The sequence below is a fragment of the Faecalibacterium sp. Marseille-P9312 genome (assembly GCF_902497445.1).
Classification (GTDB): Bacteria; Bacillota; Clostridia; order Oscillospirales; family Ruminococcaceae; genus Faecalibacterium; species Faecalibacterium longum.
This window is the reverse complement of the sequence record NZ_CABVEW010000003.1, coordinates 172,061-196,967: the sequence shown is the minus strand read 5'-3', so window position 1 is coordinate 196,967 and position 24,907 is coordinate 172,061. Positions and strand designations below refer to the sequence as shown.

The window sequence follows — 24,907 nt, the reverse complement described above, 5'->3', positions numbered from 1 at the left end:
TTGGGGGGAGCTGGCGCGAAGCGCCTGAGAGGGCAGGGACGCTAACAGAGAATCAAGGGAGTAAAAAAACATGAGCCATCAGTTGGAAACAATTATTGGTTACAAGTTCAAGCACCCGGAGCTGCTGGAAACGGCGCTCACCCACACCAGCTACGCCAACGAGACCCGCCCGCCCGTCAAACACAACGAGCGGCTTGAGTTTCTGGGCGACAGCGTGCTGCAGATCGTCTCGGCGGACTACCTGTTCCACGCCTACGCCGACCGCCCCGAGGGCGATCTGACCCGCATCCGCTCCAGCCTCGTCAGCGAGGGCGCACTGTTCCAGTTCGCTCAGGAGATCAATCTCGGCGATTACCTGCGTCTGGGCCGGGGCGAAGAGCACTGCGGCGGCCGCACCCGCCCCAGCGTCGTGTCGGACGCCTTTGAAGCCCTCATCGCCGCCCTCTACCTCGACGGCGGCATGGAGGTGGCAAAGAACTTCATCCTGCCCTTCATCACCGAGGGCAAGCACGCCGAGGCCGACTACAAGACCCGCCTGCAGGAGATCGTCCAGCAGAATCCCGAAGAGAAGCTGAGCTATGTGGTGGAGCAGGAGACCGGCCCCGACCACAACAAGCACTTTGTGGTGGCCGTCCGGTTCAACTCGGACTGCGTAGCCCGGGGCGAGGGCCGCAGCAAGAAAATGGCGGAGCAGCACGCCGCCCGCGAGGCCCTGAAACTGCTGGGCGTCATCAAGGAAAAGTAACATGGTGTTCAAGGAACTGGAAATTCAAGGTTTCAAGAGTTTCCCCGATAAGGTCAGGATACGCTTCGACGAGGGCGTCACCGGCGTCGTCGGCCCCAACGGCTCGGGCAAGTCCAATCTGTCGGACGCGGTGCGGTGGGTGCTGGGCGAGACCAGCTCCCGCCAGCTTCGCGCTGCCGGAAAGATGGAGGACGTCATCTTCGGCGGCCCCCGCCGCCGGGGAGCCATGGGCTTTGCCATGGTGCGCCTGACGCTGGACAACAGCGCCCACACGCTGGACATCGACGCCGACGAAGCCGTCATCGGCCGCAAATACTACCGCTCCGGCGAGAGCGAGTACACCATCAACGGCCAGCTCTGCCGCCTCAAGGACATCTACGAGCTGCTGCTGGACACCGGCATCGGCCGGGACGGCTACTCCGTCATCGGACAGGGCCGCATCGCGGAGATCGTCGCCGCGAAAAGCAGTGAGCGCCGCGAAATTTTCGAGGAAGCCTGCGGCATCGCCAAGTACCGCTACCGCAAGAACGAGGCGGAGCGGCGTCTGGCCGCGGCGGCAGAGAACCTCGAGCGTCTGCGGGACATCCTCGACGAGCTGGAAGCCCGGGTCGGCCCGCTGGAAAAAGAGAGCGAGAAGGCCCAGCGCTTTCTCGAGCTCAGCGCCCGGCGGAAGACGCTGGAAGTCACCCTCTGGACCAACGGCGTCCACCGCGCCCGGGAGGCCGTCCGCCGTCAGGTGCGGGACTATGAGACCGCTCAGGCCGAGTATGAGCGGTTTGACCGGGAGGCCAGAGCCGCCGAGGCCGAGGCTGAGAAGATCCGTATGCAGGCACAGCAGCTGACCATTGCCGTCGAGCGCCTGAATGGGGATATTCGTAGCATCACAGAAGAGCTTTCCGGCAGCGACAGCCGCATCGCCGTGCTGGAAAACGACATCGCCCGCAACGAGGAGAGCGCTGCCGCACTGCGGGAGGACATCGCCGCAGGCGAGCAGGACAGCACCGAGGCTGCCGCCGCGCTGGAACGCCACCGCGCCGTGGCCCGGTCCATGGCAGCGGCAGGGGAGAAGCTGGCCGCAGAGCTGGCCGAGCTGGACGCGGAACTGCTGCGTCTGACCAGCGAGAACAACGCCAGCGGCGCCCGCCGGGACATCCTGCGGGCCGAGGCGGCCGACCTGACGGCGAAGCGTACCGAGGCACAGGTGGCGAAAGCCGCCGCCGAAGCCGCCGCGCAGGCCGCGCAGGAGCAGCTGCCCGCCCTCGCCGAGAACACCGAGGCCCTCGAGGCCCAGCGGGACGAGGCAAAGCAGGACCTTGCCGATACCATCGAGTACCGGAAGGTGCTGGCCGAGAACGAAAAGCAGCTGGCAAACGTGAAGGCCGGTGTGGAGCTCAAGCTGAAAGGCCGCCGCGCCGCCCTCAATGAGGCCGATGCCGCCGAGCAGAAGCTTGGCCGTGAACTGGACGCCGCCCGTCAGCGCCTCGGCGTTCTGAAAGAGCTGGAAAAGAACATGGACGGCTACCAGAACTCGGTCAAGACGGTCATGCGGGCCGCGTCGGCCCGCCGTCTGCGGGGCATCATCGGGCCGGTGTCGTCGATCTTGAGCGTTGAGCCGGGGCGGGAAGTCGCCATCGAAACGGCATTGGGCGGCGCGCTGCAGAACATCGTGGCGGAGAACGAAGCCGCCGCCAAGGCCGGCATCGCCCTGCTCCGCAGCGAGAACGCGGGCCGCGCCACCTTTTTGCCGCTGGATACCGTTCAGCCCGGCTTTTTCCGGGGGAATCTCTCCGGTTCGGCCCGGCTGGCGTCCAGCCTTGTCAAGGCCGACCCCCGCTATGTGAACATCGTGTCGAATCTGCTGGGCCGCATCGTGGTGGTGGATGACATCAACGAAGCCTCCCGTGTGGCCCGAGAGCTGGGCTACCACAACAAGGTGGTCACGCTGGACGGTCAGGTCATCAACGCGGGCGGCAGCTTCACCGGCGGCAGCGTCCAGCGGTCGGCGGGCCTGTTCACCCGCAAGCAGGAGATGGAAGAGCTGCGCGTCAGGGCCGCCAGACTCCAGAAGGACTGCCTCGCGGCGCAGGACCGCACCGACGAGCTGAAAACGCAGGTGGATGCGCTGGCCGCAGAGCTGACCGCCACCGAGAGCGAGATCATTACGGCGGCCAATGACCGCATCCGCGCCGAGGCCGAACAGAAACGCCTCGAGGCGGCTGTGGAGCAGTCGGAAGCGGCGCTCGCCGGGCGTCAGGATGAGATGGAGCGGCGGAAAGCCCAGCTGGACGCCGCCCGCGCCCGTGCCGAAGACGCCGCAAAGCAGGAAGAAGCCCTTGCCGCCGACATCGAGACGCGGACGGCCGAGCTGGAACGCATCGCCGAGGGCGACGACGCCTTCCTTGCACAGCAGCGGAGCCTCGCCGAGCGTCTGAGCGCCAAGCGGATGGAGCAGCTGGCCCGTCAGAAGGACGCCGAACTGGCCCGCAGCCAGATCGAAGCGCTGGAAAAACAGGCCAGAGATGCCGAGAGCCGCCGCGCCGCGCTGGAAGAGAGCCTCACGGCCCTCGCCGCCCGCAGCGGGGCCTGTCAGGAAGAGATCGAGGCCATCCGCCGGGCCAAGACCGACAGCACCGCGCTCATCGCGGCAAAAGAGGCCGAGATACGCGAGGCCACCGAGAAGCGCCTGCTCTGCCAGAAGGACGAGACGGAGGCTCTTGCAAAAGGCCGCGCCGCCGCCGATGAGCGGGAAGAGATGGGCCGCGAGATGGCCCGTCTGGCGGAGCGGAAAGCCGCCGCCGAGGGCGAATACGACCAGATGGCCGCGAAGCTCTGGGACGAGTATCAGCTGACCCTCTCTCAGGCCGAAGAGCTCTGCGTGGAGTTCGAGAACGTGAACGTCCTCCGGGCGCAGGTGGCCGACCTGCGGGGAAAGATACGCGCTCTGGGCAACGTCAACGTCAGCGCCATCGAGGAGTATCAGGAGGTCAAGGCCCGCTACGACACCCTCCGCGCTCAGGTGGAGGACGTCGAGGGCAGCAGGAACGAGCTGACCAGGATGATCACCAGCCTGTCGGGCCAGATGAAAGACATCTTCACCGACAGTTTCCGGGCCATCAACGAGAACTTTGGCCGCGTCTTTACCGAGCTGTTCGGCGGCGGCGAGGCCAGCCTTGTGCTGGAAGATGAGAGCGACGTGCTCTCCTGCGGCATCGGCATCCGGGTGGCCCCGCCGGGCAAGGTCATCAAGAACTTGGAAGCCCTGTCCGGCGGCGAGCAGGCGCTGGTGGCCATCAGCATCTATTTCGCCATCCTCGCCGTCAACCCCGCGCCCTTCTGCATCCTCGACGAGATCGAGGCCGCGCTGGATGACGCCAATGTCGTCCGCTTTGCGCAGTACCTGCGCCGGGTGAGCGACAAGACCCAGTTCATCGTCATCACCCACCGCCGCGGCACCATGGAGGCCGCCAACGTCCTCTACGGCGTCACCATGCAGGAGGACGGCGTCTCCAAACTGCTCAAACTCGATTTGGAACAGGTTGACGCGGAACTGGTTTCGTAGGTATAATAAGATGGAATTGAACCTCTCCGTCATCGCTGCGCGATGCCACTGCCCGGGTTGCGGCACCCAGCAGCCGCAGCGCTTTGCTTGCGTCTTGCTGGCCGCGGCCCCAACAGCGACTCCCTGTTTCCGCCACTGGCGGCGGTCGTCGTTGTTGCTCCTAACGAGGGGAGGCCTTGGCATTCCGTAAAGCTTTGCCTCTTCGCCAGAGGCTCCCCTACTAGGGGAGCTGGCGGGCGCAAGCCCGACTGAGAGGTTGTACGAAGGATAAGCTAAAAAAGAGCATAAAACCTGAAAAAGGAGAGAACCCATGGGACTCTTTGGATTTGGCAAAAAAGAAAAGGACAAAATGAAAGACGGCCTCGAAAAGACCCGCACGGGCTTTTGGGGCAACATCCTGAACACCCTCACCGGCAGCAAGATCGACGACGACCTCTACGATGAGCTGGAAGAACAGCTCATCCTCGCCGACGTGGGCGGCGACGTCGCCATGAAGCTGGTGGACGCCCTCCGCGACCGCGTGCAGGAAAAGGGCCTCAAGACCGGCGAACAGGCGGCTGATGCTCTGCGCGACATTATCGCCGACGAGATGCGCCCGGAGGCCGAAATGGCGCTGGACGGCCATCCCGCCGTCATCCTCGTCATCGGCGTCAACGGCGTGGGCAAGACCACCAGCATCGCAAAGCTGGCCGACTACTACACCCGTCAGGGCAAAAAGGTCATGCTGGCCGCAGGCGACACCTTCCGCGCCGCTGCCAGCGAGCAGCTGGAGATCTGGGCGGGCCGCGCCGGTGTGCCGATCGTCAAGGCCGGCGAGGGCGCAGACCCCGCCGCCGTCATCTTCGACACCGTGAAGTCTGCCACCGCCCGGGGCTATGACATGGTCATCGCCGATACGGCCGGACGTCTCCACAACAAGTCGAACCTGATGAGCGAGCTGTCAAAGATCAGCCGCAGCGTCAGGAAGGCCGCTCCCGAAGCCAGCCTCGAGACCCTGCTGGTGCTGGACGCCATCACGGGCCAGAACGCCATCAGCCAGGCGAAGGAATTCTGCAAGGCTGCTGACGCCACCGGCATCATCCTGACCAAGCTCGACGGCACGGCCAAGGGCGGCTGCGTGGTGGCCGTCAAGCAGCGCCTCGGCCTGCCGGTGCGGTTCATCGGCGTGGGCGAGGGCATCGACGACCTCATCCCCTTCACCCCGGAGGGCTTTGTGGAAGAGCTCATCCCCCGCACAGGATGGAAGCATTAAGGAGCAATCTTATGAAGATTTGTGCAGCCACCGGCAACGCCGGAAAGCTCCGCGAGCTGCGGCGCATCCTCGAGGCTCAGGGCCACGAGGTGGTCAGCCAGAAGGAGCTTGGCATCACCATCGAGCCGGACGAGACCGGCACCACCTTTGAGGCCAATGCCCTCATCAAGGCCGAGACCATCTGCAAGGCCAGCGGCCTGCCCACCATCGCCGATGATTCCGGCCTCTGCGTGGACGCGCTGGACGGCGCCCCCGGCGTCTACAGCGCCCGCTACTGCGGCCACCACGGCGACGACGAGGCCAACAACGACAAGCTCCTCGAGAAGATGAAGGACGTCCCGGCGGGGCAGCGCGGCGCGAAGTTCGTGGCGGCGGTCTGCTTCATCCTGCCCACCGGCCAGCACCTCACCTGCCGGGGAGAATGCCCGGGCCGCGTCGCCTTCGAGCGGCTGGCCGGGGACTACGGCTTCGGCTACGACCCGCTCTTCATCCCCGACGAGTGCGGTGTGGGCAAGACGGATAAGCGCCCCAACTCGGAGGGCCGCAGCTATGCCCAGCTGACTCCCGACGAGAAGGACGCCATCAGCCACCGCGGAAATGCGCTGGCGGAGATGGAGAAGGAGCTGCCGGAGTTTCTTGAAAAGGCTTAAAGGCTCTCCCTTTGGGAGAGCTGGCGCGTAAGCGCCTGAGAGGGCAAGGACGCTGACAGAAAAGCGCAGGCACAGCGATAGCATCGCACCGACAGGGAATCTGCTTATCGCTGCGCGGCGGCTCTTGGAAAACGGGCTTGCCCTCTCCGTCACCTTCGGTGACACCTCTCCCAAAGGGAGAGGCTTTGGCATTTCGTGAAGCTTTGCCTCTTCCCCTACTAGGGGCAACAACGACGACCGCCGCCAGTGGCGGAAACAGGGAGTCGCTGTTGGGGCCGCGGCCAGCAAGACGCAAGCAAAGCGCTGCGGATGCTGGGTGCCGCAACCCGGCCTTGTCTGCGAAGCAGACTGAGAGGTTGTACGAAGAGAAAACTTAATAGAAAACAGAAATAAGCTGCAAATTAAAGGAGAAACTATTATGCTGACGAGCAAACAGCGCGCCATTCTGCGCGGCAAGGCAAACACCATGGACCCCGTTTTTATCGTGGGCAAGGGTGAGATCGACGAGACCATGATCCAGGGCGTGAAGGACTGCCTCGACGCCCGGGAGCTCATCAAGCTCAAGGTGCTTGAGAGCAGCATGTACAACGCCCGCGAGGCTTCCGTCAAGCTGGCCGAGGCCACCGGCGCCGACTGCGTGCAGGTCATCGGCTCCAAGTTCGTGCTCTACCTCCAGAAAAAGAAGGACAGCGCCTACGCCGACCTGCTGAAGTAATGCGGATCCTGCTTTACGGCGGCTCCTTCGACCCGCCCCACTACGGCCACCTGAACAACCTCCGCGCCGCCGCTGCCCGGGTCTGCCCGGACCGCGTGGTGGTCATGCCGGCGGGCGTCTCCCCCTTCAAGCAGGGGACATCCGCCCCCGGCCCGCTCCGGGTGGAGATGTGCGGCTGCTTTGCGGAGCTGGCCCGGGAGATGGGCTTCGGCCTCGAGGTCAGCGGCTGGGAGGTGGAGCAGGCGGAGCAGGGCCGGAAGAATTACAGCGTCCTCACGCTGGAAAAGCTGGCCCGGGAGAATCCCGGCGATGAGCTGTACCTCGCCATCGGCAGCGATATGCTGCTGCGCTTCGACGGGTGGCACCGCTGGGAGGACATCCTTCGTCTGGCCCATCTGGTGGTCACGAGCCGGAATATCGGCGACGACCCGGCTCTCCACGCCAAGGCCCGGCAGCTGGACGCTTCCGGCGCGCGCATCCTGTTCGCGCCGGTGGAGGCTCTGCCCATGGCGTCCAGCGTCCTCCGCACCCGCCTCGCCGCCGGTGAGGAATGTGAAAACGAGCTTCCGGCCTCGGTGCGCCGGGTCATCCGGCGCGAGGGGCTGTACACCAAAGGAGACGAAGTCACAAATGAATCAGAAACAGGCAAAAGAGCTTGTGCGCAGCCGGCTGAGTGACAAGCGCTACGAGCACACCCTGAACGTGAAAAAAATGGCCGTCAAGCTGGCGAAGCGCTACGGTGTCGATGAGGACAAGGCTGCGCTGGCCGCCCTGCTCCACGACTCGGCCAAGGAGATCTCCAAGGATGAGATGCGGGAACTGATGCGGCAGTATCCCCAGTATGCCGAGGGCGGGGAAGAGCGGCCTGCCCCTGTCTGGCACGGCATCTGCGCGGCCATCCTCGCCCGCACCCGGTGGGGCGTGGAGGATGAGGCCATCCTTTCCGCCATCGCCTGCCACACGGCAGGCAAGGCCGGAATGTCGAAGCTGGATAAGGTGGTCTATTTGGCCGACATGACCAGCAAAGAGCGGGACTGGCCGGGCGTCGGCAAGCTGCGGAAGCTGGAAATGAAAGACCTCGACGCCGCCATGCTGGCTGCGCTGAAACAAACCAACGATTTCGTCCTCTCCCAGGGCAAGCCGCTGGACCCCCAGTCCGCTGCTGCCTATGAGGACATCCTGGCCCATCAGAAGAAAGAATGCTGATTGCGAATCGTGGGGAAGAATGGTATACTAAAGAGTACAAAACCCTGAACAGGAGTTTTTCGGCCAACAGCCGACTCCCCAAAACGCTTGGAAGGAATAAGATGGAATGAGTCAGACTCCGCGTCATATCAAGACAGACCGTTCACTCAACCGCCCGACGGATCGGCGGGCCAAAAAGGCTCCTGCATCCCGGCCCGTGCAGCCTGCCCAGCCGGACTTCTTTGCAGAGGAAAAGCCCGCCCCCGCAGAGCCTCCCCGCCGCGCGGGCGGCAGCGGCGGCGCAAAGCCGCCCCGCCGTTCGACCCCTGCAGGCGGCCATGAGCCTCCCCGCCGCCGCAAAAAGAAGAAAAAGACCCCGCTCTGGCTCCCGCTGGCTGTGACGCTGGCGGTGCTGGCCGTCATCTCGGGCGTGGTGGTGTATGCCGTCGGTATGGTGGGCAGGGTGGAAGAGAACCTCCGTCCGGAGGAGGACGCCCCCTCCATCACCGAAGAGATACAGACCCTCGAGGAGTACAAGGGCGATGTGGTCAACATCCTCGTCTGCGGCATCGACTATGAGGAAGGCCGCAACTACTCCAACGACCCCACCTCCAACGACGGCATGACGGACATGATCCTCTACTGCCAGTTCGACATCAAGGGCGGCGCGCTGCGGATGCTCCAGATCCCCCGCAACAGCCTCGTGTGTACCAAGAGCCGCAAAGTCGCCCTCTCCAACGGCAAGACCTACGCCGCCACCAACTACCAGATCAACTCCGTGGCCCTCTCCAACGGCGGCAGCGTTGCCGCTCTGGCGGAGGTCATCTACGACCAGTACAAGCTGCCCGTCGATTACTACGTGACGGTGGATATGCAGGCTCTGGTGGAGATGGTGGACAACTTCGGCGGCATCGAGGTCTATATCCCCCACGATATGTCCTTTGCGGGCAGCGCCCTCAAGCAGGGCTACCGCAATCTGGACGGCACATCGGCGGAGTTCTTCGTCCGCTGCCGCCACGGTCAGGGCTACTCCAACTCCGACATCGACCGCCTGAACATGCAGCGCTACTTCTACGCCGGTCTGTTCAAGCGGGTGCGCAGCATGGGCATCACCGATGTGCTCAACCAGCTGCCCCTCGTCTTCAACAACTATATCCACACGGATATGGACCTGACCACCATCGCAAAGATGCTGGTGTCCTTCACCCGCATCGACAGCGCCAACATCATGCTGGCACAGACCCCCGTTTTCATGGGTGTGCCGAATGTGGGCGTGACCGATACCTTTGACGGCTACTCCTGCGTGGTGCCGGACGCCGGCTCCATCGCAGAGCTGCTCAACACCTATTTCCGCAGCTATACCGGCCCGGTGAGCGCCAGCGAGCTGAACCTCGTGACCAACGACTGGCCCCACGGCACCGCCTCCACCAGCGCCAACGTCCAGTTCGTGGGCCAGCTGGATAAGGAGTCGGACGACGCCATCCTCGGCGGCAACACCGACGTGGCGGGCGCTACCACCACCGACGGTCAGCCGGCCGGACAATGATAAGGAGAAAAATCTATGGATAAGAACATCGACAGCAAGACCCTTGCCATTGAGATCGCAAAGATCCTCGACAAGAAGAAGGCTCAGGACGTGCGGGTGCTCAAGGTGGACAGCCTGACCGTCCTCACCGACTACTTCGTCATCGCCTCCGGTACTTCCACCACCCAGGTGGGCTCTCTGGCCGACGAGGTGGAGTATGAGCTCTCCCAGAGCGGCATCGAACCCCACACCACGGAGGGTTTTGACTCCAAGAACTGGGTGCTGCTGGACTATTCCAGCGTCATCGTCCACGTCTTCGTCCCCAACACCCGCACCTACTACGACCTCGAGCACTTGTGGGCCGACGGTGAGCCCATCGACATCTCGGAGTACCTGACCCCGGATAACAGTCTGTAAGAAAACAGCTCGGATGTGGAGATAACCTCTCCGTCACGGCTGACGCCGTGCCACTGCCCGGGTTGCGGCACCCAGCATCCGCTGCGCTCCGCTTGCGTCTTGCTGGCCGCTGCCCCAACAACGACTCCCTGCTTCCGCCACTGGCGGCGGTCGTCGTTGTTGCTCCTAACGAGGGGAGGCTTTGGCATTTCGGTAAACTTAATCTCTTCGCCAGAGGCTCCCCTCGATAGGGGAGCTGTCGAGCGAAGCGAGACTGAGAGGTTATCCACCGCATTGCTGAGTTTGTCATATATCATTGGTATTGTTTTAGAAAAAGTCTGGAGCTGATTACAAAAATGAAGTATGATTACAAGGCCGTGGAGGCCAAGTGGCAGAAGGTGTGGGAGGACGAAAAGACCTTCCACGCTGAGATCGACCACAAGAAGCCCAAGTTCTATGCACTGGTGGAGTTCCCGTATCCCTCGGGCGCGGGCCTGCACGTCGGCCATCCCCGCAGCTACACTGCGCTGGATGTCGTGAGCCGCAAGCGCCGCCAGAACGGTTATAATGTGCTCTACCCGATGGGCTGGGACGCTTTCGGCCTGCCCACCGAGAACTTCGCCATGAAGAACCACATCCATCCGGCCATCGTCACCAAGAAGAATGTTGACCACTTCCGGGAGCAGCTCAAGGCACTGGGCTTCTCCTTCGACTGGGACCGTGAGATCAACACCACCGACCCCGAGTATTATAAGTGGACCCAGTGGATCTTCCTGCAGCTGTACAAGAAGGGCCTCGCCTACAAGAAGGAAATGAACGTCAACTGGTGTACCGGCTGCAAGTGCGTGCTGGCAAACGAGGAAGTCGTCAACGGCGTCTGCGAGCGCTGCGGCAGCGAGGTCGTCCACCGCGTCAAGAGCCAGTGGATGCTGAAGATCACCGCCTACGCGGACAAGCTCATCGACGGTCTGGACGGTTTGGATTACATCGAGCGCGTTGCCACCCAGCAGAAGAACTGGATCGGCCGCAGCCACGGCGCAGAGGTCAACTTCGGCACCACCGCCGGCGACACCCTGACCGTCTACACCACCCGCTGCGACACCCTGTTCGGCGCTACCTACATGGTCGTCTCTCCCGAGCACGCCATCCTCAAGGAGTGGCTGGAAAAGGGCATCATCAAGAATGCCGACGCCGTCAAGGCTTATCAGGCCGAGGCTGCCCGCAAGAGCGACTTCGAGCGCAGTGAGCTGAACAAGGAAAAGACCGGCGTGAAGCTGGAAGGCGTCATGGGCATCAACCCCGTCAACGACAAGGAGATCCCCATCTTCATCTCCGACTACGTTCTGGCTACCTACGGCACCGGCGCCATCATGGCCGTGCCTGCCCACGATACCCGCGACTGGGAGTTCGCCAAAAAGTTTGGCCTGCCCATCATCGAGGTCGTCAAGGGCAGCACCCCCTCCAACCTCGACGAGGCTGCCTTCACCGATGTGGCCACCGGCACGCTGGTCAACTCCGGCTTCCTCGACGGCCTGTCTGTCACCGACGCCAAGAAAAAGATGATCGAGTGGCTGGAAGCCAACGGCAAGGGCCGGGATAAGGTCAACTACAAGCTCCGCGACTGGGTGTTCAGCCGTCAGCGCTACTGGGGCGAGCCTATCCCCATGGTCAAGTGCGAGAAGTGCGGCTGGCAGCCCCTGCCCGAGAGCAGCCTGCCTCTGACCCTGCCCGACATCACCGACTTTGAGCCGGGTCCCGACGGTGAGTCTCCGCTGGCCCGCCACACCGACTGGGTCAAGACCACCTGCCCCTGCTGCGGCGGCCCCGCGACCCGCGAGACCGACACCATGCCTCAGTGGGCCGGTTCTTCCTGGTACTTCCTGCGCTATATGGACCCCCACTGCAAGGACGCCCTCGCGTCCAAAGAGGCGCTGGAATACTGGTCTCCGGTGGACTGGTACAACGGCGGCATGGAGCACACCACCCTGCATCTGCTCTACAGCCGTTTCTGGCATAAGTTCCTGTACGACATCGGCGTCGTGCCTTCTCCGGAACCCTACCAGAAGCGCACCGCTCACGGCATGATCCTGGGCCTGAACCCCCACAGCTTCGTCAACCTGCCCGCTGAGGAGCAGGAGAAGCTGCTGAAGGAGTACGGCAGCCAGAAGGCCGCTGAGAAGGCTCTGGAAGAGAAGTACGGTGAGATGGCCCGCCACCCCATCGTCAAGATGTCCAAGTCTCTGGGCAATGTCATCAACCCCGACGAGGTCGTGGACCAGTACGGTGCCGACACCATGCGTCTGTACGAGATGTTCATGGGTGACTTCGAGCAGGCCGCACCCTGGCAGACCTCTGCCATCGCCGGCTGCAACCGCTTCCTCGACCGCGTGTGGGCTCTGTCCGACAAGCTGGTGGAGGGCGAGGGCTATCGTCCCCAGCTGGAGACCCTGATGCACCAGACCATCAAGAAGGTGGGCGCTGACATCGAGGGCCTGAAGATGAACACCGCCATTGCACAGCTCATGACTCTGGTCAACGCCCTGTACGATAACGGCGGCGCTACCAGAGCCGAGTTCGAGACCGTCGTCCAGCTGCTGAACCCGTTCGCTCCCCACATGACCGAGGAGCTGTGGGAGAAGCTGGGCCACAGCCACGACGAGCAGCTGGCCTACTACCCCTGGCCCAAGTACGAAGAGGCCAAGTGCGTTGAGAGCACGGTTGAGATCGCAGTACAGGTCAACGGCAAGGTCAAGGCCCGTCTGAAGGTGGCCGCAGACATCACCTCTGAGGACGCCATCGCCGCCGCCAAGGCTGACCCGGCTGTCGCCGAGGCTCTGTCCGGCAAGACCGTGGTCAAGGAGATCTACGTCAAGGGCCGTCTGGTCAATCTGGCCGTCAAAGGCTAAAGTTTTTTCAAAAAAACTTTCTGAAAAAGGTTGACGAACGCATGAAAATGCGCTATACTGTCTACTGTTAGTTACCATGTAACAACGAAATTCCTGCCTCACGGTCCAAGGGAGGGAATAAGATGTCGGAAATTCGTGTTAAAGAGGGCGAGTCGCTGGAGAGCGCACTGCGTCGCTTCAAGCGTAGCACTGCCCGCAGCGGTGTGCTCGCAGAGGTCCGTAAGCGCGAGGCTTACGAGAAGCCGTCTGTTAAGCGCAAGAAGAAGTCCGAAGCAGCCCGCAAGCGTAAGTTCAAGTAATTAACTGCTTGGAATCGCATTGTTGCTTTAGATTTCAAACGCGTTGCTAACGCCGATGTAGGGGAGCCTGTATTGCAGGCTCCCCTATTTTCATTGCAGGGAGAAATACTATGCTCATCACCCCCGAATATGTGTTCAAGGACGTCACCCACATCACCCCGGAGTTTCTGGCGGGCAAGGGCATCCGCGCCCTCGTGCTGGACATCGACAACACCCTGACCGCTGACCGCAGTCAGGAGCTGCCGGACGAAGTGGCCGAGTGGCTGGCTCAGATGAAGGAAGCCGGCATCGGCCTCACCATCGTCTCCAACGGTGCGGAGAAGCGCGTCCGGCCCTTCGCCGAGAAACTGGGCCTCGCGTACCTCTACCGTTCCGCCAAGCCTCTGCCCTTCGCGCTGATGGTGGCCCGCCGCCGGATGGGCGTGAAGCGGAAGCAGATGGCCATGGTGGGCGACCAGCTCTACGCCGACCGGATGGCGGCGGCCATCTACGGCATCCCGGGCCTGATGGTCATTCCCCGCGGCCCCGACCTCGGCGCACAGGTGGTGCTCAAGCGCAAGTGGGAAAAGCGCCACTGGCAGGAGTATTATGACCGGGGAGGGAAGACGCTGTGAGCGAGTGGCATATCCGGTTCGGCACTGCCGGCACCAGCGACAGCTTCGAGGCGAAGGGCTACAAGTCTGGCCTCGACATCCCCGCCTACACGGCAGAGATGGGACTGGACGCTTTCGAGTACCAGTGCGGCCACGGCGTCCGCCTCGGGGTGGACAAGGCCGGGAAGATGGCCGCAGACGCCGCAGAGAGGGGCATCCTGTTCAGCGTCCACGCGCCTTATTATATCAGTATGTCCAGCCTCGAGGAAGAAAAGCGGCTGGGCAGCGTCCGCTATCTGCTCCAGAGCGCCGAGGTCTGCCGCGCGCTGGGCGGAAAACGCATCATCTTCCACTCGGGCAGCTGCGGCAAACAGAGCCGCGAAGCCGCCCTTGAAAAGGCGCTGGACACCATGCGCCGTGCCGTGGAAGCGCTGGACGAAGCCGGTTACGGCGACATGACCCTCTGCCCGGAGACCATGGGAAAGATCGGCCAGCTGGGTACGCTGGACGAAGTATTGGCCCTCTGCGGGGTGGACAAGCGCATCACGCCCTGCATCGACTTCGGCCACCTGAACGCCCGGACGCTGGGCGGCATCCAGTCCAGGGCCGACTACGCCGCCATCCTCGACCGGATGGGTGAGGTGCTGGGCGACGAGCGCGCCCGGCGGTTCCACGTCCACTTCTCCCGCATCGAGTTCTCCGCCGGCGGCGAGAAGCGCCACTGGACCTTTGCTGAGACCCAGTTCGGCCCGGAGCCCCAGCCCCTGATGGAGCTGCTGGCAGAGCGCCGCCTCGAGCCGGTCATCATCTGCGAGAGCGCCGGTACGCAGGCCGAGGACGCGCAGGCGATGCAGAGGATGTACGAGGCGGCGAGGGGGTGACCTCTCAGCCATAAAGCCTCTCCCTTTGGGAGAGGTGTCACCGCAGGTGACGGAGAGGGCAAGCCCGGTGCGATAGAGCCGCCGCACACCGATGGGCAAAAGTCTTGGTCAGAGCGATGCTGTCGCAGCGTGGATAAGTCCCTGTCAACATCCTTGCCCTCTCAGGCGCTTCGCGCCAGCTCTCCCAAAGGGAGAGCCTTCAACAGCTTTATCCCACACTTTTTGTCATTTTCATCGTCTTTTTTACCGAAACCCCTTGCCAAATGGCGCGGGATTGGGTAAAATAAATAGAGATATGCGTAATGCATCTGAGACATTAAACTAATGGAGGAATTCCTATGATTTCTGCAGGCGAGTTTCGCAATGGCGTGACCTTTGAGCAGGACGGCCAGGTTCTTCAGGTCGTTGAGTTCCAGCACGTCAAGCCCGGCAAGGGCGCTGCCTTTGTCCGTACCAAGACCAAGAACGTCATCACCGGCTCTGTGGTCGAGACCAGCTACAACCCGACCGCTAAGTTCCCTCAGGCTTTCATCGAGCGCAAGGACGTGACCTACAGCTATGAGGATGGCGATCTGTACCACTTCATGGACAACGAGACTTACGATGACATCCCCGTCAACGCAAGCGACGTCCCCGAGAACTTCAAGTTCTGCAAAGAGAACGAGCTGTGCAAGCTGCTGAGCTACAAGGGCAAGGTCTTCAGCGTCGAGATCCCCAACTTCATCGAGCTGGAAGTCACCCAGACCGAGCCGGGTGTCAAGGGCAACACCGCCACCAACACCCTGAAGCCCGCTACCGTCGAGACCGGTGCTGAGATCCGCGTCCCCCTGTTCATCAACGAGGGCGACCACATCCGCATCGATACCCGCACCGGCGAGTATATGGAGCGCGTCTGATTTTCTGACGACGATAAGACCGGGCAGCGGGCGACCGTTTGCCCGGTTTTTTCTTAAAAAGAAGAGCTGTTTTGCGATAGGAGGTATTCCCTATGAAGGAAAAAGCTGCATACCTGAAGGGCCTGATCGACGGCCTCGGCATTGATGAGAACACCAAAGAAGGCAAGGTCATCAAGGCCATGAGCGAGCTGCTGAGTGAGATGGCAGAGACCGTGGACAGCATCGACGAGGATGTCACCCACGCCTACGACCAGATCAACGACCTGAGCGAAGAGCTGGAAGACCTTGAAGCAGACCTGTACGAAGACGAAGATGCCGAGGACGAAGAGGAAGAGGACGACTCTGACGACTCCGACGACGAGACCGAGGCAGACGACGATGACGACAACGCCGATGTGGCCGGTGAGCCTTATTATGAGGTGGCCTGCCCTGCCTGCGGCAAGACCGTCTACGTGAGCGAGGACGACCTGGATGCCGGTGAGGCCATCTGCCCCAGCTGCAAGGTGGCTTTCGAGGTGGCTCTGGAAGACCCCGAGGACGACGAGGCCGCTGAGAACGACGGCCCCGTGCAGTACGAAGTGACCTGCCCCGCCTGCGGCGCCACCTCTGTGGTGGACGAAGAGGCCCTGCTGGACGGCGACCCTGTCTGCCCCAGCTGCGGCAAGCCGCTGGACTTTGAGGTAACGGAGGAGTAATTCTCCGCCTCCCGAAAGCACAAGACAAAAAAGCGCCCCCGGAACTCAGATTCGAGTTCCGGGGGCGCTTTGTTATTTATAAGGTACGGATAAGGTACGGAGAAGCGGCTTACATCTTCTCAGGGACGTTGATCTTGAACATGGTGAGCACGTTGAAGATGACGTTCTTGACGCCGATGCAGAGGGCCAGACGGGCCTGCTGGACGGCGGGGTCTGCGCCCTGGATGCGGCAGCTGCCGTAGAAGCGGTGGAAGGCGCTGGCCAGGTCGATGACGAAGCGGTTGATGCGGCTGGGGTCGTACTTCTCGGCGGCCATGACGATCTCCTGCGGGAAGGCGGCCAGCATCCGGATGAGGTCCATCTCGGAAGGCTCGGTCAGCAGGGTGGCGTCGATGTTCTCAGCGCCTGCGAAGGCCACGCCCTCGCTCTCCATCTTCTTGAGGATGGAGCAGATGCGGGCGTGAGCGTACTGGACGTAGTAGACCGGGTTGTCGTTGTCGGTCTTGACGGCCTGGTCCAGGTCGAAGTCGATGCCGCTGCCGGCGTCGTGCATATTGAACAGGAAGCGTGCGCTGTCGATGGGGACTTCTTCCAGCAGGTCGGTCAGGGTGATGGCATTGCCGGTGCGCTTGGACATCCGGACGGGCTGACCGTCACGCATCAGGTTGACCATCTGCATCAGCACGACGTCCAGGTCCTCGCCGTGGAGGCCGATGGCGTCCATGGCACCCTTCATGCGGGCGACGTGGCCGTGGTGGTCAGCGCCCCAGACGTCGATGGCCTTGGCGAAGCCGCGGGTGGCCAGCTTGTTGTAGTGGTAGGCGATGTCGGCGGCAAAGTAGGTGGGGATGCCGTTGGCACGGACGAGGACTTCGTCCTTGGCTTCCTCCTCGGTGCCGTCGTCGGTCTTCTTCTTGTTGACGGTGCCGTACTTGGCAGCGTACTGTGCGCTGCGGTACATGATGGCACCGTCCTCGGCCTTGTAACAGGCACCCAGCTCCAGCAGCTTGTCCACCACGGCCAGCACAGCGCCGGACTCGTGGAGGGTGCTCTCGTGGAACCAGACATCGTAGTCGATGCGGTACTTGCCCAGGTCGCGCTTCAGGGCGGCGATGTTCTTGGGCAGGGCGTAGGCAACGAGGGCGTCCTTCAGAGCTGCGAAAGCCTCGCTCTCGAAGAGGGTCTCCTCGTCCATGCCTTTGCAGGAGGCAACGTATTTGTCGCCGTTCAGCTCAGCGAACTCACCGGCCAGCACCTTGATGTCGCCGCCCTGATAGCACTCGGCGGGCAGGGGATAAGCCTCCTCGCCGCAGTACTTCTGCAGGTAGCGGACAGCGAGGCTCTTGCCGAACTTCTGGATCTGGTTGCCTGCGTCGTTGATATAGAACTCACGGGTCACATCGTAGCCGGACCAGTCGAGGACAGCGGCCAGGCAGTCGCCCAGAGCGCCGCCGCGGGCATTGCCCATGTGCATGGGGCCGGTGGGGTTGGCGGAGACGAACTCCACGTTGTACTTGGCACCCTTGCCGTGGTCGGTGCGGCCATACTCCTTGTTGGAGCAGGCACCCAGCACGACGCCGGCCCAGAAGGAGGGGGCGAGGAACAGGTTGATGAAGCCGGGGCCGGCCACCTCGACCTTGGCGAAGACGCCGCCGTCCAGTGCGGGCAGGTGGGCGATGAGGGCGTCGGCGATCATCTTCGGGGCCTTGCGCCAGGTGCGCGCGCCGGCCATGGCGATGTTGGAGGCGATGTCGCCGTTCTTGACGTCGGCGGGGATCTCTACGATGAAGGCGGGCAGCTCGGCCTCGGGCAGGGTGCCGTCGGCCATCGCAGCCTTAGCGGCGGCGGTCAGCAGGGCGCGGGCCTCGTCCAGCGCGGTCTGCCGGGGGTTGTAGTTCTGGTAGGTCTTTTCAAAGTCGGTCATTTCAAGTGTCCTTTCGTGTTTGAGTGCGAAGCCCGCTTGCCGCAGGAGCCGCAGGCAAAAAACAATGAGAAGTCAGTTGACGTGCTGTACCGTCATTTCCAGCGTATTGCGGCTGACGATGCGGGCGTCGTCGGCGTCCAGCAGGTAGCTGAACGCCGCGCTGCCGCCCTTCTCGGTCAGCTTGCAGTCGATGCCGTCGCCGGTGACGCCCAGAGTGAGGGAGCCCACCTCCGTCTCGTAGTGGCAGAGATTGCGGCGGTCCCGCTCGATGAGGAGCTGGCTGTTGGCCCGCCCGAACCGGAGCAGGGCCACCCGGCTGCCGTCCTCGGCGATCTTGATGGTAGTGGTGCAGCCCTCGAAGCCGATGGTCTGCGTCTCCTTATAAGAGATGTAGTAGCTTCCGTTCTTTTTGGTAAAGCTGCCCCGGGTCATCAGCTCGATGTGGTCGCGGTCCTCCTCGCGGATGACGCCCTCATGGTCGAACTGGTCGATGGAGCTCTTGATGCGGATGATGTAGTTTTCCAGTGGTTTGCTCACAGTTTTGTGTCCTTATCAGTATTTATCAATGGCGATCTGGTCGATGAGCCCGCCCTTGTACTCCCCGAGGAAGAGGTCGGCGGTCTGGGCGAAGCTGTCCGGCACGTCGCTGACGTAGAAGTGGGCCTCGCCCTTTTCGTGATTTCCCTTCAGGCCATGCTCGCTGAGCGTCCGCTCCAGATGGTGGGCGGCGGTCTGGGCCGGGTCCACGAGGGTGACGTTCCTGCCCATGTACCAGCCGATCATCTCTTTGATGAGGGGGTAGTGGGTGCAGCCGAGGATGAGGGTGTCCACCCCGGCCTCCCGCACCTCGGCCAGATACTGGGCGATGACCAGACGGGTCACCTGCTGCTTGTCGAGGGCGCTGTGGTCCACATAGCCGGCCTCCACGAGAGGCACGAAGAGGGGACAGGGCCGGGCCGTGATCTCCACGCCGGGAACGAGCTTGCGCAGGACGGTCTCATAGCTGCGGGAGCGGATGGTGGCCGCCGTGCCGATGACGCCGATGCGGCGGTTCCGGGTGACAAAAGCGGCCTCCCGGGCCGCAGCGTCCACGACGCCCAGATAGGGGACGGGGAGCTTTGCGGCCTCGGCGGCGGGGTAGATGCTGGACACCGTGCCGCAGGCGGCCATGATGCACTTGACATCCTTCGAGAGCAGGAATGCGATGTCCTGCCGTGCATACTGCAAAATAGTCTCAGGGCTGCGGCTGCCGTAGGGGACGCGGCCGGTATCGCCGAAGTAGACGATATTCTCGTTGGGGAGGCGCTTGCGCAGCTCCCGCACACCGGTCAGACCGCCAAGGCCGCTGTCGAATACGCCGATGGGACGGTTATCCATGCTGCTTTTCCGTCCTTTCCAGAGCCAGAGCGATGAGGCGGTCGATGAGGGCAGGCACGGGGATGCCCTCATGCTCCATCAGCTTGGGGTACATACTGATGGGGGTGAAGCCGGGGAGGGTGTTGATCTCGTTGATGAGGACGCGGCCGGTGTCCTTCTCCACAAAGAAGTCGCAGCGGGCCAGACCCTCGCAGCCCAGCGCCGTGTAGGCCATAGCGGCGTAGGTCTTCACCTCGTCCAGCTTTTCCTCAGGCAGTCTGGCCGGAATGACCACCTGACTGACGCCGTTCTTGTACTTGTCGTCGTAGGTGTAGAACTCGGCACCGGCCAGGATCTCGCCCGGGCGGGTGGAGACGGCGGGGTCGGAGCCGATGACGGCGCACTCCACTTCGTGGCCGTCCACGAAGGCCTCGAACACCACCTTGCGGTCGTTAGCGAGGGCCAGCCGGATGGCGGCCTTCAGCTCATCGCGGTCATGGGCCTTGGTGATGCCCACGCTGGAACCGGCGTTGGCGGGCTTGACGAAGATGGGCCAGCCCAGCTTTGCGATGACACCGTCGCAGACGCCGTCGGGGTCAGACTCGATCTCCCAGCGGGTGGCGGAGAGCCACCTGGTGTGAGGGATGCCGGAGGCGTCGAACATGGCGTTGGCGACTGCCTTGTCCATGCAGACCGCGCTGGCCAGAACGCCGCAGCCTACGTAGGGGATGCCGGCCAGTTCCAGCAGGCCCTGCACGGTGCCGTCCTCGCCCCACAGGCCGTGGAGCACGGGGATGACCACATCCACATGGACCTTCTCCACCTGCCCGGCGGGGGTGAAGAGGATGAGGCCGTGGTCGGCACGGTCGGGGCTGAGCACGCAGGGCATATTGCCCGGCAGCTCTTCCCAGCTGCCGTCGGCCATCTGGGCCGAGTCGGCCTCGGTGTAGAGCCAGCGGCCCTCTTTGGTGATGCCGATGGTCAGCAGCTCGTACCGCTGGCGGTCGAGCTGGTCCACGAAGGTGCCGGCGGACACGCGGCTGACCTCGTGCTCGCTGGACATTCCGCCGAACAGGACGACCACACTCATTTTATGTTCAGAATCGGATAACATAATCGATCTCTCCTGATTTCAGGACCGCTGCGCGCGGCAGACAGCCCGAAGTTTTGTCTATTATACATAGATATACTTATTATATAATATTTATGTCCGGGATGCAAGCGGTGCCGCGCAGTCGGGCGAAGAGAAAGAAAATACAAAAAACCTGAAAAAACGCAGATTTCCCGCTTGACGAATAGAAAAAGACGTGTTACAATGGTAACACCTCTTTTGCGGGGTTATTAAGTGCGCCTGTCGAACGGGTGCTCCCGCAAGCCGAGGGAGGTTCAAAACAACCGTTATAATGGAGGTGTCAACAAATGACCGTTAAAATCACTCTGGCCTGCACCGAGTGCAAGCAGCGCAACTACAACACCACGAAGAACAAGAAGAACAACCCCGATCGTCTCGAGATGAAGAAGTACTGCCGCTTCTGCAAGAAGCACACCGTTCATCGCGAAACCAAGTAAGAAAGGCGGACAACATCATGGCAGACAAAACCGAGAAAAAGCCGGGCTTTGTGGCCAGAATGAAGGCCGCCGTGAAGGGTTTTGCCGCAAATGTGGCAAAGTTCTTCCGCGACACGAAGAGCGAGCTGAAAAAGGTCGTGTGGCCGTCTAAGGCGGACATCAAGACCAACACCGTCGTGGTGCTCGTGACTGTGGCGATCGCCGCCGTCGTGATGATCGCACTGGACGCCATCTTCGGTGGCATCCTGGGCCTTATCATCGGCGCTTGAATCATCTTGAAACGGAGGGTCAACCAGAATGGAAGAGCAGTCCAATGAGGCGCTTTGGTATGTCGTGCATACCTATTCCGGCTACGAGAATAAAGTGGCAACGGACTTACAGACCATGGTGGAGAACCGCCGCCTGCAGGATCTGATCTGCGACATCAAGGTCCCGACCGAGATGGTCCCCGAGATCAAGGACGGCAAGGAGCGCATGGTGGAGCACAAGCTGTTCCCCGGCTACGTTCTGGTCAAGATGGTCATGAACGACGATACCTGGTATGTCGTGCGCAATACGCGCGGCTGCACCGGCTTCGTCGGCCCTGCCTCGAAGCCTGTCCCCCTGACCGCTGAGGAAGTGGAGAAGATGGGCGTCGAGAAGGCGGCTCCGCTGACCGTCGATTTCAACGTCGGCGATACCGTGCAGATCACCGCCGGTCCCCTGGAAGGCTTTATGGGCCTTGTGGAGGGCATCGATACCGAGAGCTTCAAAGTCAAGCTCAAGGTCAATATGTTTGGCCGCGAGACGCCCGCAGAAGTGGACATCGCGCAGGTCGAGCTGCCGTAACCAACCGGCATCCGTTCTACCAAGGTAAGACCGCAGTGCGGTTCTTATAGAGCGTGTACACCGCGTACGCGCTCGTGGGAGGCGCGGAGACACCGCGCCGCAACTCACCACAGATTTTTGGAGGTGCATTTACTATGGCACAGAAAGTTACTGGCTACATTAAGCTGCAGATCGAGGCCGGCAAGGCGACTCCGGCTCCCCCTGTTGGCCCTGCTCTGGGTCAGAAGGGCGTCAACATCATGGCCTTCACCAAGGAGTTCAACGAGCGTACCAAGAACCAGATGGGTTATGTCATCCCCGTCGTCATCACTGTCTACGCTGACCGCTCCTTCAGCTTCATCACCAAGACTCCTCCGGCAGCCGTTCTGATCAAGAAGGCCGCTGGCATCAACACCGCTTCCGGCAAGCCCAACAAGGAAAAGGTCGCTACTCTGACCGCCGCTCAGGTGGAAGAGATCGCTAAGACCAAGATGCCCGACCTGAACGCTGCTTCTCTGGAAGCTGCCTGCAGCATGGTCCGCGGCACCTGCCGTTCCATGGGCATCGTCGTCGAGGGCTGAGACATAAACAGTGGGAGGGCATAACACTGCCCGCATGACCACACAGGAGGATATACAATGAAACATGGCAAGCACTATGTCGACGCTGCAAAGCTGGTCGATTCTACTAAACTGTACGAAGTGAACGAGGCTCTGGAGCTGGCCTGCAAGACCGCTTCCGCCAAGTTCGACGAGACCGTCGAGCTGCACGTCCGTCTGGGCGTTGATGGCCGTCACGCTGACCAGCAGGTCCGCGGCGCTGTCGTTCTGCCCAACGGCACCGGCAAGACCGTCCGCGTCTGCGCCATCGCTAAGGGCGCTGCCGCCGCTGCTGCTGAGGCAGCCGGCGCTGACATCGTCGGTGATGACGAGCTGATCGCAAAGATTGCCGGCGGCTTCATGGACTTCGACGTTGTCGTCACCACCCCCGACATGATGGGCCGCGTTGGCCGTCTCGGTAAGGTCCTGGGCCCCCGCGGCCTGATGCCCAACCCCAAGGCCGGCACTGTCGCTCCCGATCTGGGCAAGGCAGTTTCTGAGGCCAAGGCTGGTAAGATCGAGTACCGTCTGGACAAGCAGAACATCATCCATGTCCCCGTGGGCAAGGCTTCCTTCGGTGCAGAGAAGCTGTACAGCAACCTGGATACCGTCATGAGCGCCATTGCAAAGGCAAAGCCCGCCGCTGCAAAGGGCACTTACTTCAAGAGCGCTACCATCGCTACCACCATGGGCCCTGGCATCCGTCTCAACACCCTGAAGTACGGTGTCTGATCTGAGTTTTTGAGATAAATTTCTCAAAAAACTTTAGAAAAGCACTTGACAACCCCGCACGTTTGCGGTAAAATAATCATGCTGTTTTTGAGACAGCAGGTGCTGGAGTCCAGCGTAAGGCTATGCCGCCTGCCGAGAAACGTGCGTAAAGTTGCTTTATGCCTCTTTCTCGGACTGTGTGCGGGAAAGAGGCTTTTTTCGTTGCTCACCAGCTTTCGATATAAGTTTTTGAAACGAGGTGAAACCGAATGCCCAGTGCAAAGATTCTTTCTGAGAAGCAGGCTTACGTCGCTGATCTGAAGGCAAAGTTTGAGAGTGCGGTTTCCGGCTGCGTCGTCGCTTACGGCGGCATCAACGTCGAGAACGACACCAAGCTCCGTAAGGAGCTGCGTGAGGCAGGCGTCGATTACATGGTCGTGAAGAACACCATGCTGCGTCTGGCTGTCAAGGGTACTTCTCTGGAGACCCTGGCTGAGCAGTTCAAGGGCGATACCGCTATCGCCTTTGCTCACGAGGAAGACCCCATGTCCGCTGCCCGCATCCTGTGCAAGTACCAGGACGGCGATAAGTCCAAGAAGTTCGTCGTGAAGGCTGGCTTCATGGAAGGCAAGGTCATGGACGCTGCCGAGACCAACGCCATCGCAAAGCTGCCCAACCGCGAAGGCATGCTGTCCATGTTTGCAGGCGCCCTCACCAGCACTCTGTCTGGTCTGGCCGTTGCAATGCAGGCTTATGCCGACAAGCAGGAGGAGCCCGCTGCCTGATGGCCGCGTGACCGCTGCTTAAAAATCATCTGAAATCAACAAACAAACCATTTATATTGGAGGGTTACTACTATGGCTTCTGAGAAGATTACTGCCATCATCGACTCCGTCAAGGAGCTGTCCGTTCTGGAGCTGAAGGAGCTCATCGACGCATACTGCGAAGAGTTCGGCGTTTCTGCTGTTGCTGCTGCTGCTCCCGCTGCTGCTGGCGCTGCTGCTGCCGCTGAGGAAGAGAAGACCGAGTTCGACGTCATCCTGGTCGAGGCTGGCGCTGGCAAGATGGGCGTCATCAAGCTGGTCAAGGAGATCACCGGTCTGGGCCTGAAGGAGGCTAAGGCTATCGTTGACGGCGCTCCCAAGGCTGTCAAGGAGAAGGCTTCCAAGGCTGAGGCTGAGGACATCAAGAAGAAGCTGGAGGATGCCGGCGCTAAGGTTGAGGTTAAGTAATTTAACCCCCTTAAAGTCAGCTTCTTGAATTTCGATTCTTGAACAAAGAGGCGCTCTCGCTGCAAAGCGGGGGCGTCTTTTTTGTGCTTGACAAACCTTGTGCTGATGTGCTATTTTATAGATATTAGAAGCTGCTTTCATAGTCAGGGTGCGCCGAATGGATGAGAATTTTTGCTGGCAGACAAGGCGCTTTTCCGCAGCAATCCTGACGGATTGCAAGGGAAAGCAACGAAGTATGCGGGCAAAAATGCCATTCAGGCGGTGTGCAATGGCTGTGAAAGCAGCTTCCAAGCTGACCCTTCTGCTGACGGATCTTGTGGAGCACCACAGTGCAGAAGGGGAGAGAAGCTTTAATGCCGACCGTCTGGGCAGCCTTGCGTCGTGGTGCGCAAAGCTGCCCTTTTTGTTTAAG

At 61.6% G+C, this 24,907-nt stretch carries 26 protein-coding genes, 1 riboswitch and 1 other annotated feature; of the genes, 22 read left to right on the top strand and 4 right to left on the bottom strand.

What is annotated here, in order from left to right:
* Nucleotides 1-70 precede the first annotated feature (70 nt).
* From rnc to F3G95_RS03605, 15 genes are all read left to right on the top strand, one after another.
* Nucleotides 71-745: a ribonuclease III gene (gene rnc / locus F3G95_RS03680; RefSeq protein WP_015563671.1), complete on the top strand. Its 675-nt coding sequence runs from the start codon at nucleotides 71-73 to the stop codon at nucleotides 743-745.
* Between the two features lies 1 nt (nucleotide 746).
* Nucleotides 747-4,304 (top strand): chromosome segregation protein SMC, encoded by a 3,558-nt coding sequence (gene smc, locus F3G95_RS03675; RefSeq protein WP_149793859.1) that lies wholly within the window; start codon nucleotides 747-749, stop codon nucleotides 4,302-4,304.
* A 310-nt stretch (nucleotides 4,305-4,614) separates the two neighbouring features.
* Complete coding sequence (gene ftsY, locus F3G95_RS03665) at nucleotides 4,615-5,556, top strand: signal recognition particle-docking protein FtsY (RefSeq protein WP_149793857.1); 942 nt, start codon at nucleotides 4,615-4,617, stop codon at nucleotides 5,554-5,556.
* 11 nt (nucleotides 5,557-5,567) lie between these two features.
* Nucleotides 5,568-6,206: an RdgB/HAM1 family non-canonical purine NTP pyrophosphatase gene (gene rdgB / locus F3G95_RS03660; RefSeq protein ID WP_149793856.1), complete on the top strand. Its 639-nt coding sequence runs from the start codon at nucleotides 5,568-5,570 to the stop codon at nucleotides 6,204-6,206.
* 418 nt (nucleotides 6,207-6,624) lie between these two features.
* A complete protein-coding gene (locus tag F3G95_RS03655; RefSeq protein WP_005932885.1) occupies nucleotides 6,625-6,921 on the top strand; it encodes a YhbY family RNA-binding protein in 297 nt (98 codons plus the stop codon).
* Entirely contained in the window at nucleotides 6,921-7,598 is a 678-nt protein-coding gene (gene nadD, locus F3G95_RS03650) for a nicotinate (nicotinamide) nucleotide adenylyltransferase (RefSeq protein ID WP_149793855.1), read from the top strand. The genes F3G95_RS03655 and nadD overlap by 1 nt, the downstream gene beginning before the upstream one ends.
* Nucleotides 7,552-8,127, top strand: a complete 576-nt coding sequence (gene yqeK / locus F3G95_RS03645) for a bis(5'-nucleosyl)-tetraphosphatase (symmetrical) YqeK (protein WP_149793854.1) — start codon at nucleotides 7,552-7,554, stop codon at nucleotides 8,125-8,127. The genes nadD and yqeK overlap by 47 nt, the downstream gene beginning before the upstream one ends.
* 106 nt (nucleotides 8,128-8,233) lie before the next feature.
* Nucleotides 8,234-9,652 (top strand): LCP family protein, encoded by a 1,419-nt coding sequence (locus tag F3G95_RS03640; protein WP_149793853.1) that lies wholly within the window; start codon nucleotides 8,234-8,236, stop codon nucleotides 9,650-9,652.
* Between the two features lie 15 nt (nucleotides 9,653-9,667).
* Nucleotides 9,668-10,048, top strand: coding sequence for a ribosome silencing factor (gene rsfS / locus F3G95_RS03635; protein WP_149793852.1), 381 nt, complete (start codon nucleotides 9,668-9,670; stop codon nucleotides 10,046-10,048).
* A gap of 335 nt (nucleotides 10,049-10,383) precedes the next feature.
* Nucleotides 10,384-12,933, top strand: coding sequence for a leucine--tRNA ligase (gene leuS / locus F3G95_RS03630; protein WP_149793851.1), 2,550 nt, complete (start codon nucleotides 10,384-10,386; stop codon nucleotides 12,931-12,933).
* A gap of 122 nt (nucleotides 12,934-13,055) precedes the next feature.
* Nucleotides 13,056-13,232 (top strand): 30S ribosomal protein S21, encoded by a 177-nt coding sequence (rpsU, locus tag F3G95_RS03625; protein ID WP_005928271.1) that lies wholly within the window; start codon nucleotides 13,056-13,058, stop codon nucleotides 13,230-13,232.
* A 110-nt stretch (nucleotides 13,233-13,342) separates the two neighbouring features.
* The gene (locus F3G95_RS03620) at nucleotides 13,343-13,846 is read left to right on the top strand and encodes a YqeG family HAD IIIA-type phosphatase (protein ID WP_149793850.1); all 504 of its coding nucleotides are present in this window, start codon (nucleotides 13,343-13,345) and stop codon (nucleotides 13,844-13,846) included.
* Nucleotides 13,843-14,706 carry a TIM barrel protein gene (locus F3G95_RS03615; protein ID WP_149793849.1) on the top strand — a complete coding sequence of 288 codons (864 nt, stop codon included), beginning with the start codon at nucleotides 13,843-13,845 and terminating at the stop codon, nucleotides 14,704-14,706. The genes F3G95_RS03620 and F3G95_RS03615 overlap by 4 nt, the downstream gene beginning before the upstream one ends.
* Before the next feature lie 338 nt (nucleotides 14,707-15,044).
* Nucleotides 15,045-15,602 carry an elongation factor P gene (gene efp / locus F3G95_RS03610; RefSeq protein WP_022257704.1) on the top strand — a complete coding sequence of 186 codons (558 nt, stop codon included), beginning with the start codon at nucleotides 15,045-15,047 and terminating at the stop codon, nucleotides 15,600-15,602.
* A gap of 92 nt (nucleotides 15,603-15,694) precedes the next feature.
* On the top strand, nucleotides 15,695-16,297 hold the full coding sequence (locus F3G95_RS03605; RefSeq protein ID WP_149793848.1) for a CD1247 N-terminal domain-containing protein: 603 nt from the start codon (nucleotides 15,695-15,697) through the stop codon (nucleotides 16,295-16,297).
* A 109-nt stretch (nucleotides 16,298-16,406) separates the two neighbouring features.
* On the opposite strand, the gene argS is transcribed toward F3G95_RS03605, so the two are convergent.
* The 4 genes from argS to F3G95_RS03585 all read right to left on the bottom strand — a co-directional run bounded on the left by argS (nucleotide 16,407) and on the right by F3G95_RS03585 (nucleotide 20,691).
* A complete protein-coding gene (argS, locus tag F3G95_RS03600; protein ID WP_149793847.1) occupies nucleotides 16,407-18,221 on the bottom strand; it encodes an arginine--tRNA ligase in 1,815 nt (604 codons plus the stop codon).
* 72 nt (nucleotides 18,222-18,293) lie between these two features.
* Complete coding sequence (locus F3G95_RS03595; protein WP_149793846.1) at nucleotides 18,294-18,758, bottom strand: DUF1934 domain-containing protein; 465 nt, start codon at nucleotides 18,756-18,758, stop codon at nucleotides 18,294-18,296.
* Between the two features lie 15 nt (nucleotides 18,759-18,773).
* On the bottom strand, nucleotides 18,774-19,598 hold the full coding sequence (gene murI, locus F3G95_RS03590) for a glutamate racemase (RefSeq protein ID WP_149793845.1): 825 nt from the start codon (nucleotides 19,596-19,598) through the stop codon (nucleotides 18,774-18,776).
* Nucleotides 19,591-20,691: a D-alanine--D-alanine ligase family protein gene (locus F3G95_RS03585; protein ID WP_149793844.1), complete on the bottom strand. Its 1,101-nt coding sequence runs from the start codon at nucleotides 20,689-20,691 to the stop codon at nucleotides 19,591-19,593. The genes murI and F3G95_RS03585 overlap by 8 nt, the downstream gene beginning before the upstream one ends.
* Before the next feature lie 305 nt (nucleotides 20,692-20,996).
* On the opposite strand from F3G95_RS03585, the gene rpmG reads away from it, so the two are divergent.
* The 7 genes from rpmG (at nucleotide 20,997) to rplL (ending at nucleotide 24,495) form a co-directional block, all read left to right on the top strand.
* A complete protein-coding gene (gene rpmG, locus F3G95_RS03580) occupies nucleotides 20,997-21,146 on the top strand; it encodes a 50S ribosomal protein L33 (protein ID WP_005920501.1) in 150 nt (49 codons plus the stop codon).
* A 17-nt stretch (nucleotides 21,147-21,163) separates the two neighbouring features.
* Complete coding sequence (gene secE, locus F3G95_RS03575) at nucleotides 21,164-21,415, top strand: preprotein translocase subunit SecE (protein WP_149793843.1); 252 nt, start codon at nucleotides 21,164-21,166, stop codon at nucleotides 21,413-21,415.
* A gap of 28 nt (nucleotides 21,416-21,443) precedes the next feature.
* Nucleotides 21,444-21,974, top strand: a complete 531-nt coding sequence (gene nusG / locus F3G95_RS03570) for a transcription termination/antitermination protein NusG (RefSeq protein ID WP_015563687.1) — start codon at nucleotides 21,444-21,446, stop codon at nucleotides 21,972-21,974.
* Between the two features lie 134 nt (nucleotides 21,975-22,108).
* Nucleotides 22,109-22,534: a 50S ribosomal protein L11 gene (rplK, locus tag F3G95_RS03565; RefSeq protein WP_149793842.1), complete on the top strand. Its 426-nt coding sequence runs from the start codon at nucleotides 22,109-22,111 to the stop codon at nucleotides 22,532-22,534.
* Nucleotides 22,535-22,591: 57 nt separating this feature from the next.
* Nucleotides 22,592-23,284: a 50S ribosomal protein L1 gene (gene rplA / locus F3G95_RS03560; RefSeq protein WP_015563689.1), complete on the top strand. Its 693-nt coding sequence runs from the start codon at nucleotides 22,592-22,594 to the stop codon at nucleotides 23,282-23,284.
* 68 nt (nucleotides 23,285-23,352) lie between these two features.
* Nucleotides 23,353-23,492: a sequence feature (ribosomal protein L10 leader region), on the top strand.
* A 40-nt stretch (nucleotides 23,493-23,532) separates the two neighbouring features.
* A complete protein-coding gene (gene rplJ, locus F3G95_RS03555; protein WP_015563690.1) occupies nucleotides 23,533-24,048 on the top strand; it encodes a 50S ribosomal protein L10 in 516 nt (171 codons plus the stop codon).
* Nucleotides 24,049-24,120: 72 nt separating this feature from the next.
* On the top strand, nucleotides 24,121-24,495 hold the full coding sequence (rplL, locus tag F3G95_RS03550) for a 50S ribosomal protein L7/L12 (protein WP_149793841.1): 375 nt from the start codon (nucleotides 24,121-24,123) through the stop codon (nucleotides 24,493-24,495).
* 290 nt (nucleotides 24,496-24,785) lie between these two features.
* Nucleotides 24,786-24,872, top strand: a riboswitch (ZMP/ZTP riboswitch).
* The last annotated feature ends 35 nt before the right edge of the window (nucleotides 24,873-24,907 follow it).

Coding starts and splice junctions, on each gene's coding strand:
- nusG (WP_015563687.1), top strand. CDS start 21,444: ATGGAAGAGCAGTCCAATGAGGCGCTTTGGTATGTCGTGCATACCTAT.
- F3G95_RS03640 (WP_149793853.1), top strand. CDS start 8,234: ATGAGTCAGACTCCGCGTCATATCAAGACAGACCGTTCACTCAACCGC.
- F3G95_RS03585 (WP_149793844.1), bottom strand. CDS start 20,691: ATGTTATCCGATTCTGAACATAAAATGAGTGTGGTCGTCCTGTTCGGC.
- F3G95_RS03605 (WP_149793848.1), top strand. CDS start 15,695: ATGAAGGAAAAAGCTGCATACCTGAAGGGCCTGATCGACGGCCTCGGC.
- argS (WP_149793847.1), bottom strand. CDS start 18,221: ATGACCGACTTTGAAAAGACCTACCAGAACTACAACCCCCGGCAGACC.
- rplA (WP_015563689.1), top strand. CDS start 22,592: ATGAAACATGGCAAGCACTATGTCGACGCTGCAAAGCTGGTCGATTCT.
- rpsU (WP_005928271.1), top strand. CDS start 13,056: ATGTCGGAAATTCGTGTTAAAGAGGGCGAGTCGCTGGAGAGCGCACTG.
- rplJ (WP_015563690.1), top strand. CDS start 23,533: ATGCCCAGTGCAAAGATTCTTTCTGAGAAGCAGGCTTACGTCGCTGAT.
- F3G95_RS03655 (WP_005932885.1), top strand. CDS start 6,625: ATGCTGACGAGCAAACAGCGCGCCATTCTGCGCGGCAAGGCAAACACC.
- rnc (WP_015563671.1), top strand. CDS start 71: ATGAGCCATCAGTTGGAAACAATTATTGGTTACAAGTTCAAGCACCCG.
- leuS (WP_149793851.1), top strand. CDS start 10,384: ATGAAGTATGATTACAAGGCCGTGGAGGCCAAGTGGCAGAAGGTGTGG.
- rpmG (WP_005920501.1), top strand. CDS start 20,997: ATGACCGTTAAAATCACTCTGGCCTGCACCGAGTGCAAGCAGCGCAAC.
- murI (WP_149793845.1), bottom strand. CDS start 19,598: ATGGATAACCGTCCCATCGGCGTATTCGACAGCGGCCTTGGCGGTCTG.
- efp (WP_022257704.1), top strand. CDS start 15,045: ATGATTTCTGCAGGCGAGTTTCGCAATGGCGTGACCTTTGAGCAGGAC.
- smc (WP_149793859.1), top strand. CDS start 747: ATGGTGTTCAAGGAACTGGAAATTCAAGGTTTCAAGAGTTTCCCCGAT.
- F3G95_RS03620 (WP_149793850.1), top strand. CDS start 13,343: ATGCTCATCACCCCCGAATATGTGTTCAAGGACGTCACCCACATCACC.
- rplK (WP_149793842.1), top strand. CDS start 22,109: ATGGCACAGAAAGTTACTGGCTACATTAAGCTGCAGATCGAGGCCGGC.
- ftsY (WP_149793857.1), top strand. CDS start 4,615: ATGGGACTCTTTGGATTTGGCAAAAAAGAAAAGGACAAAATGAAAGAC.
- rsfS (WP_149793852.1), top strand. CDS start 9,668: ATGGATAAGAACATCGACAGCAAGACCCTTGCCATTGAGATCGCAAAG.
- yqeK (WP_149793854.1), top strand. CDS start 7,552: ATGAATCAGAAACAGGCAAAAGAGCTTGTGCGCAGCCGGCTGAGTGAC.
- secE (WP_149793843.1), top strand. CDS start 21,164: ATGGCAGACAAAACCGAGAAAAAGCCGGGCTTTGTGGCCAGAATGAAG.
- rdgB (WP_149793856.1), top strand. CDS start 5,568: ATGAAGATTTGTGCAGCCACCGGCAACGCCGGAAAGCTCCGCGAGCTG.
- nadD (WP_149793855.1), top strand. CDS start 6,921: ATGCGGATCCTGCTTTACGGCGGCTCCTTCGACCCGCCCCACTACGGC.
- rplL (WP_149793841.1), top strand. CDS start 24,121: ATGGCTTCTGAGAAGATTACTGCCATCATCGACTCCGTCAAGGAGCTG.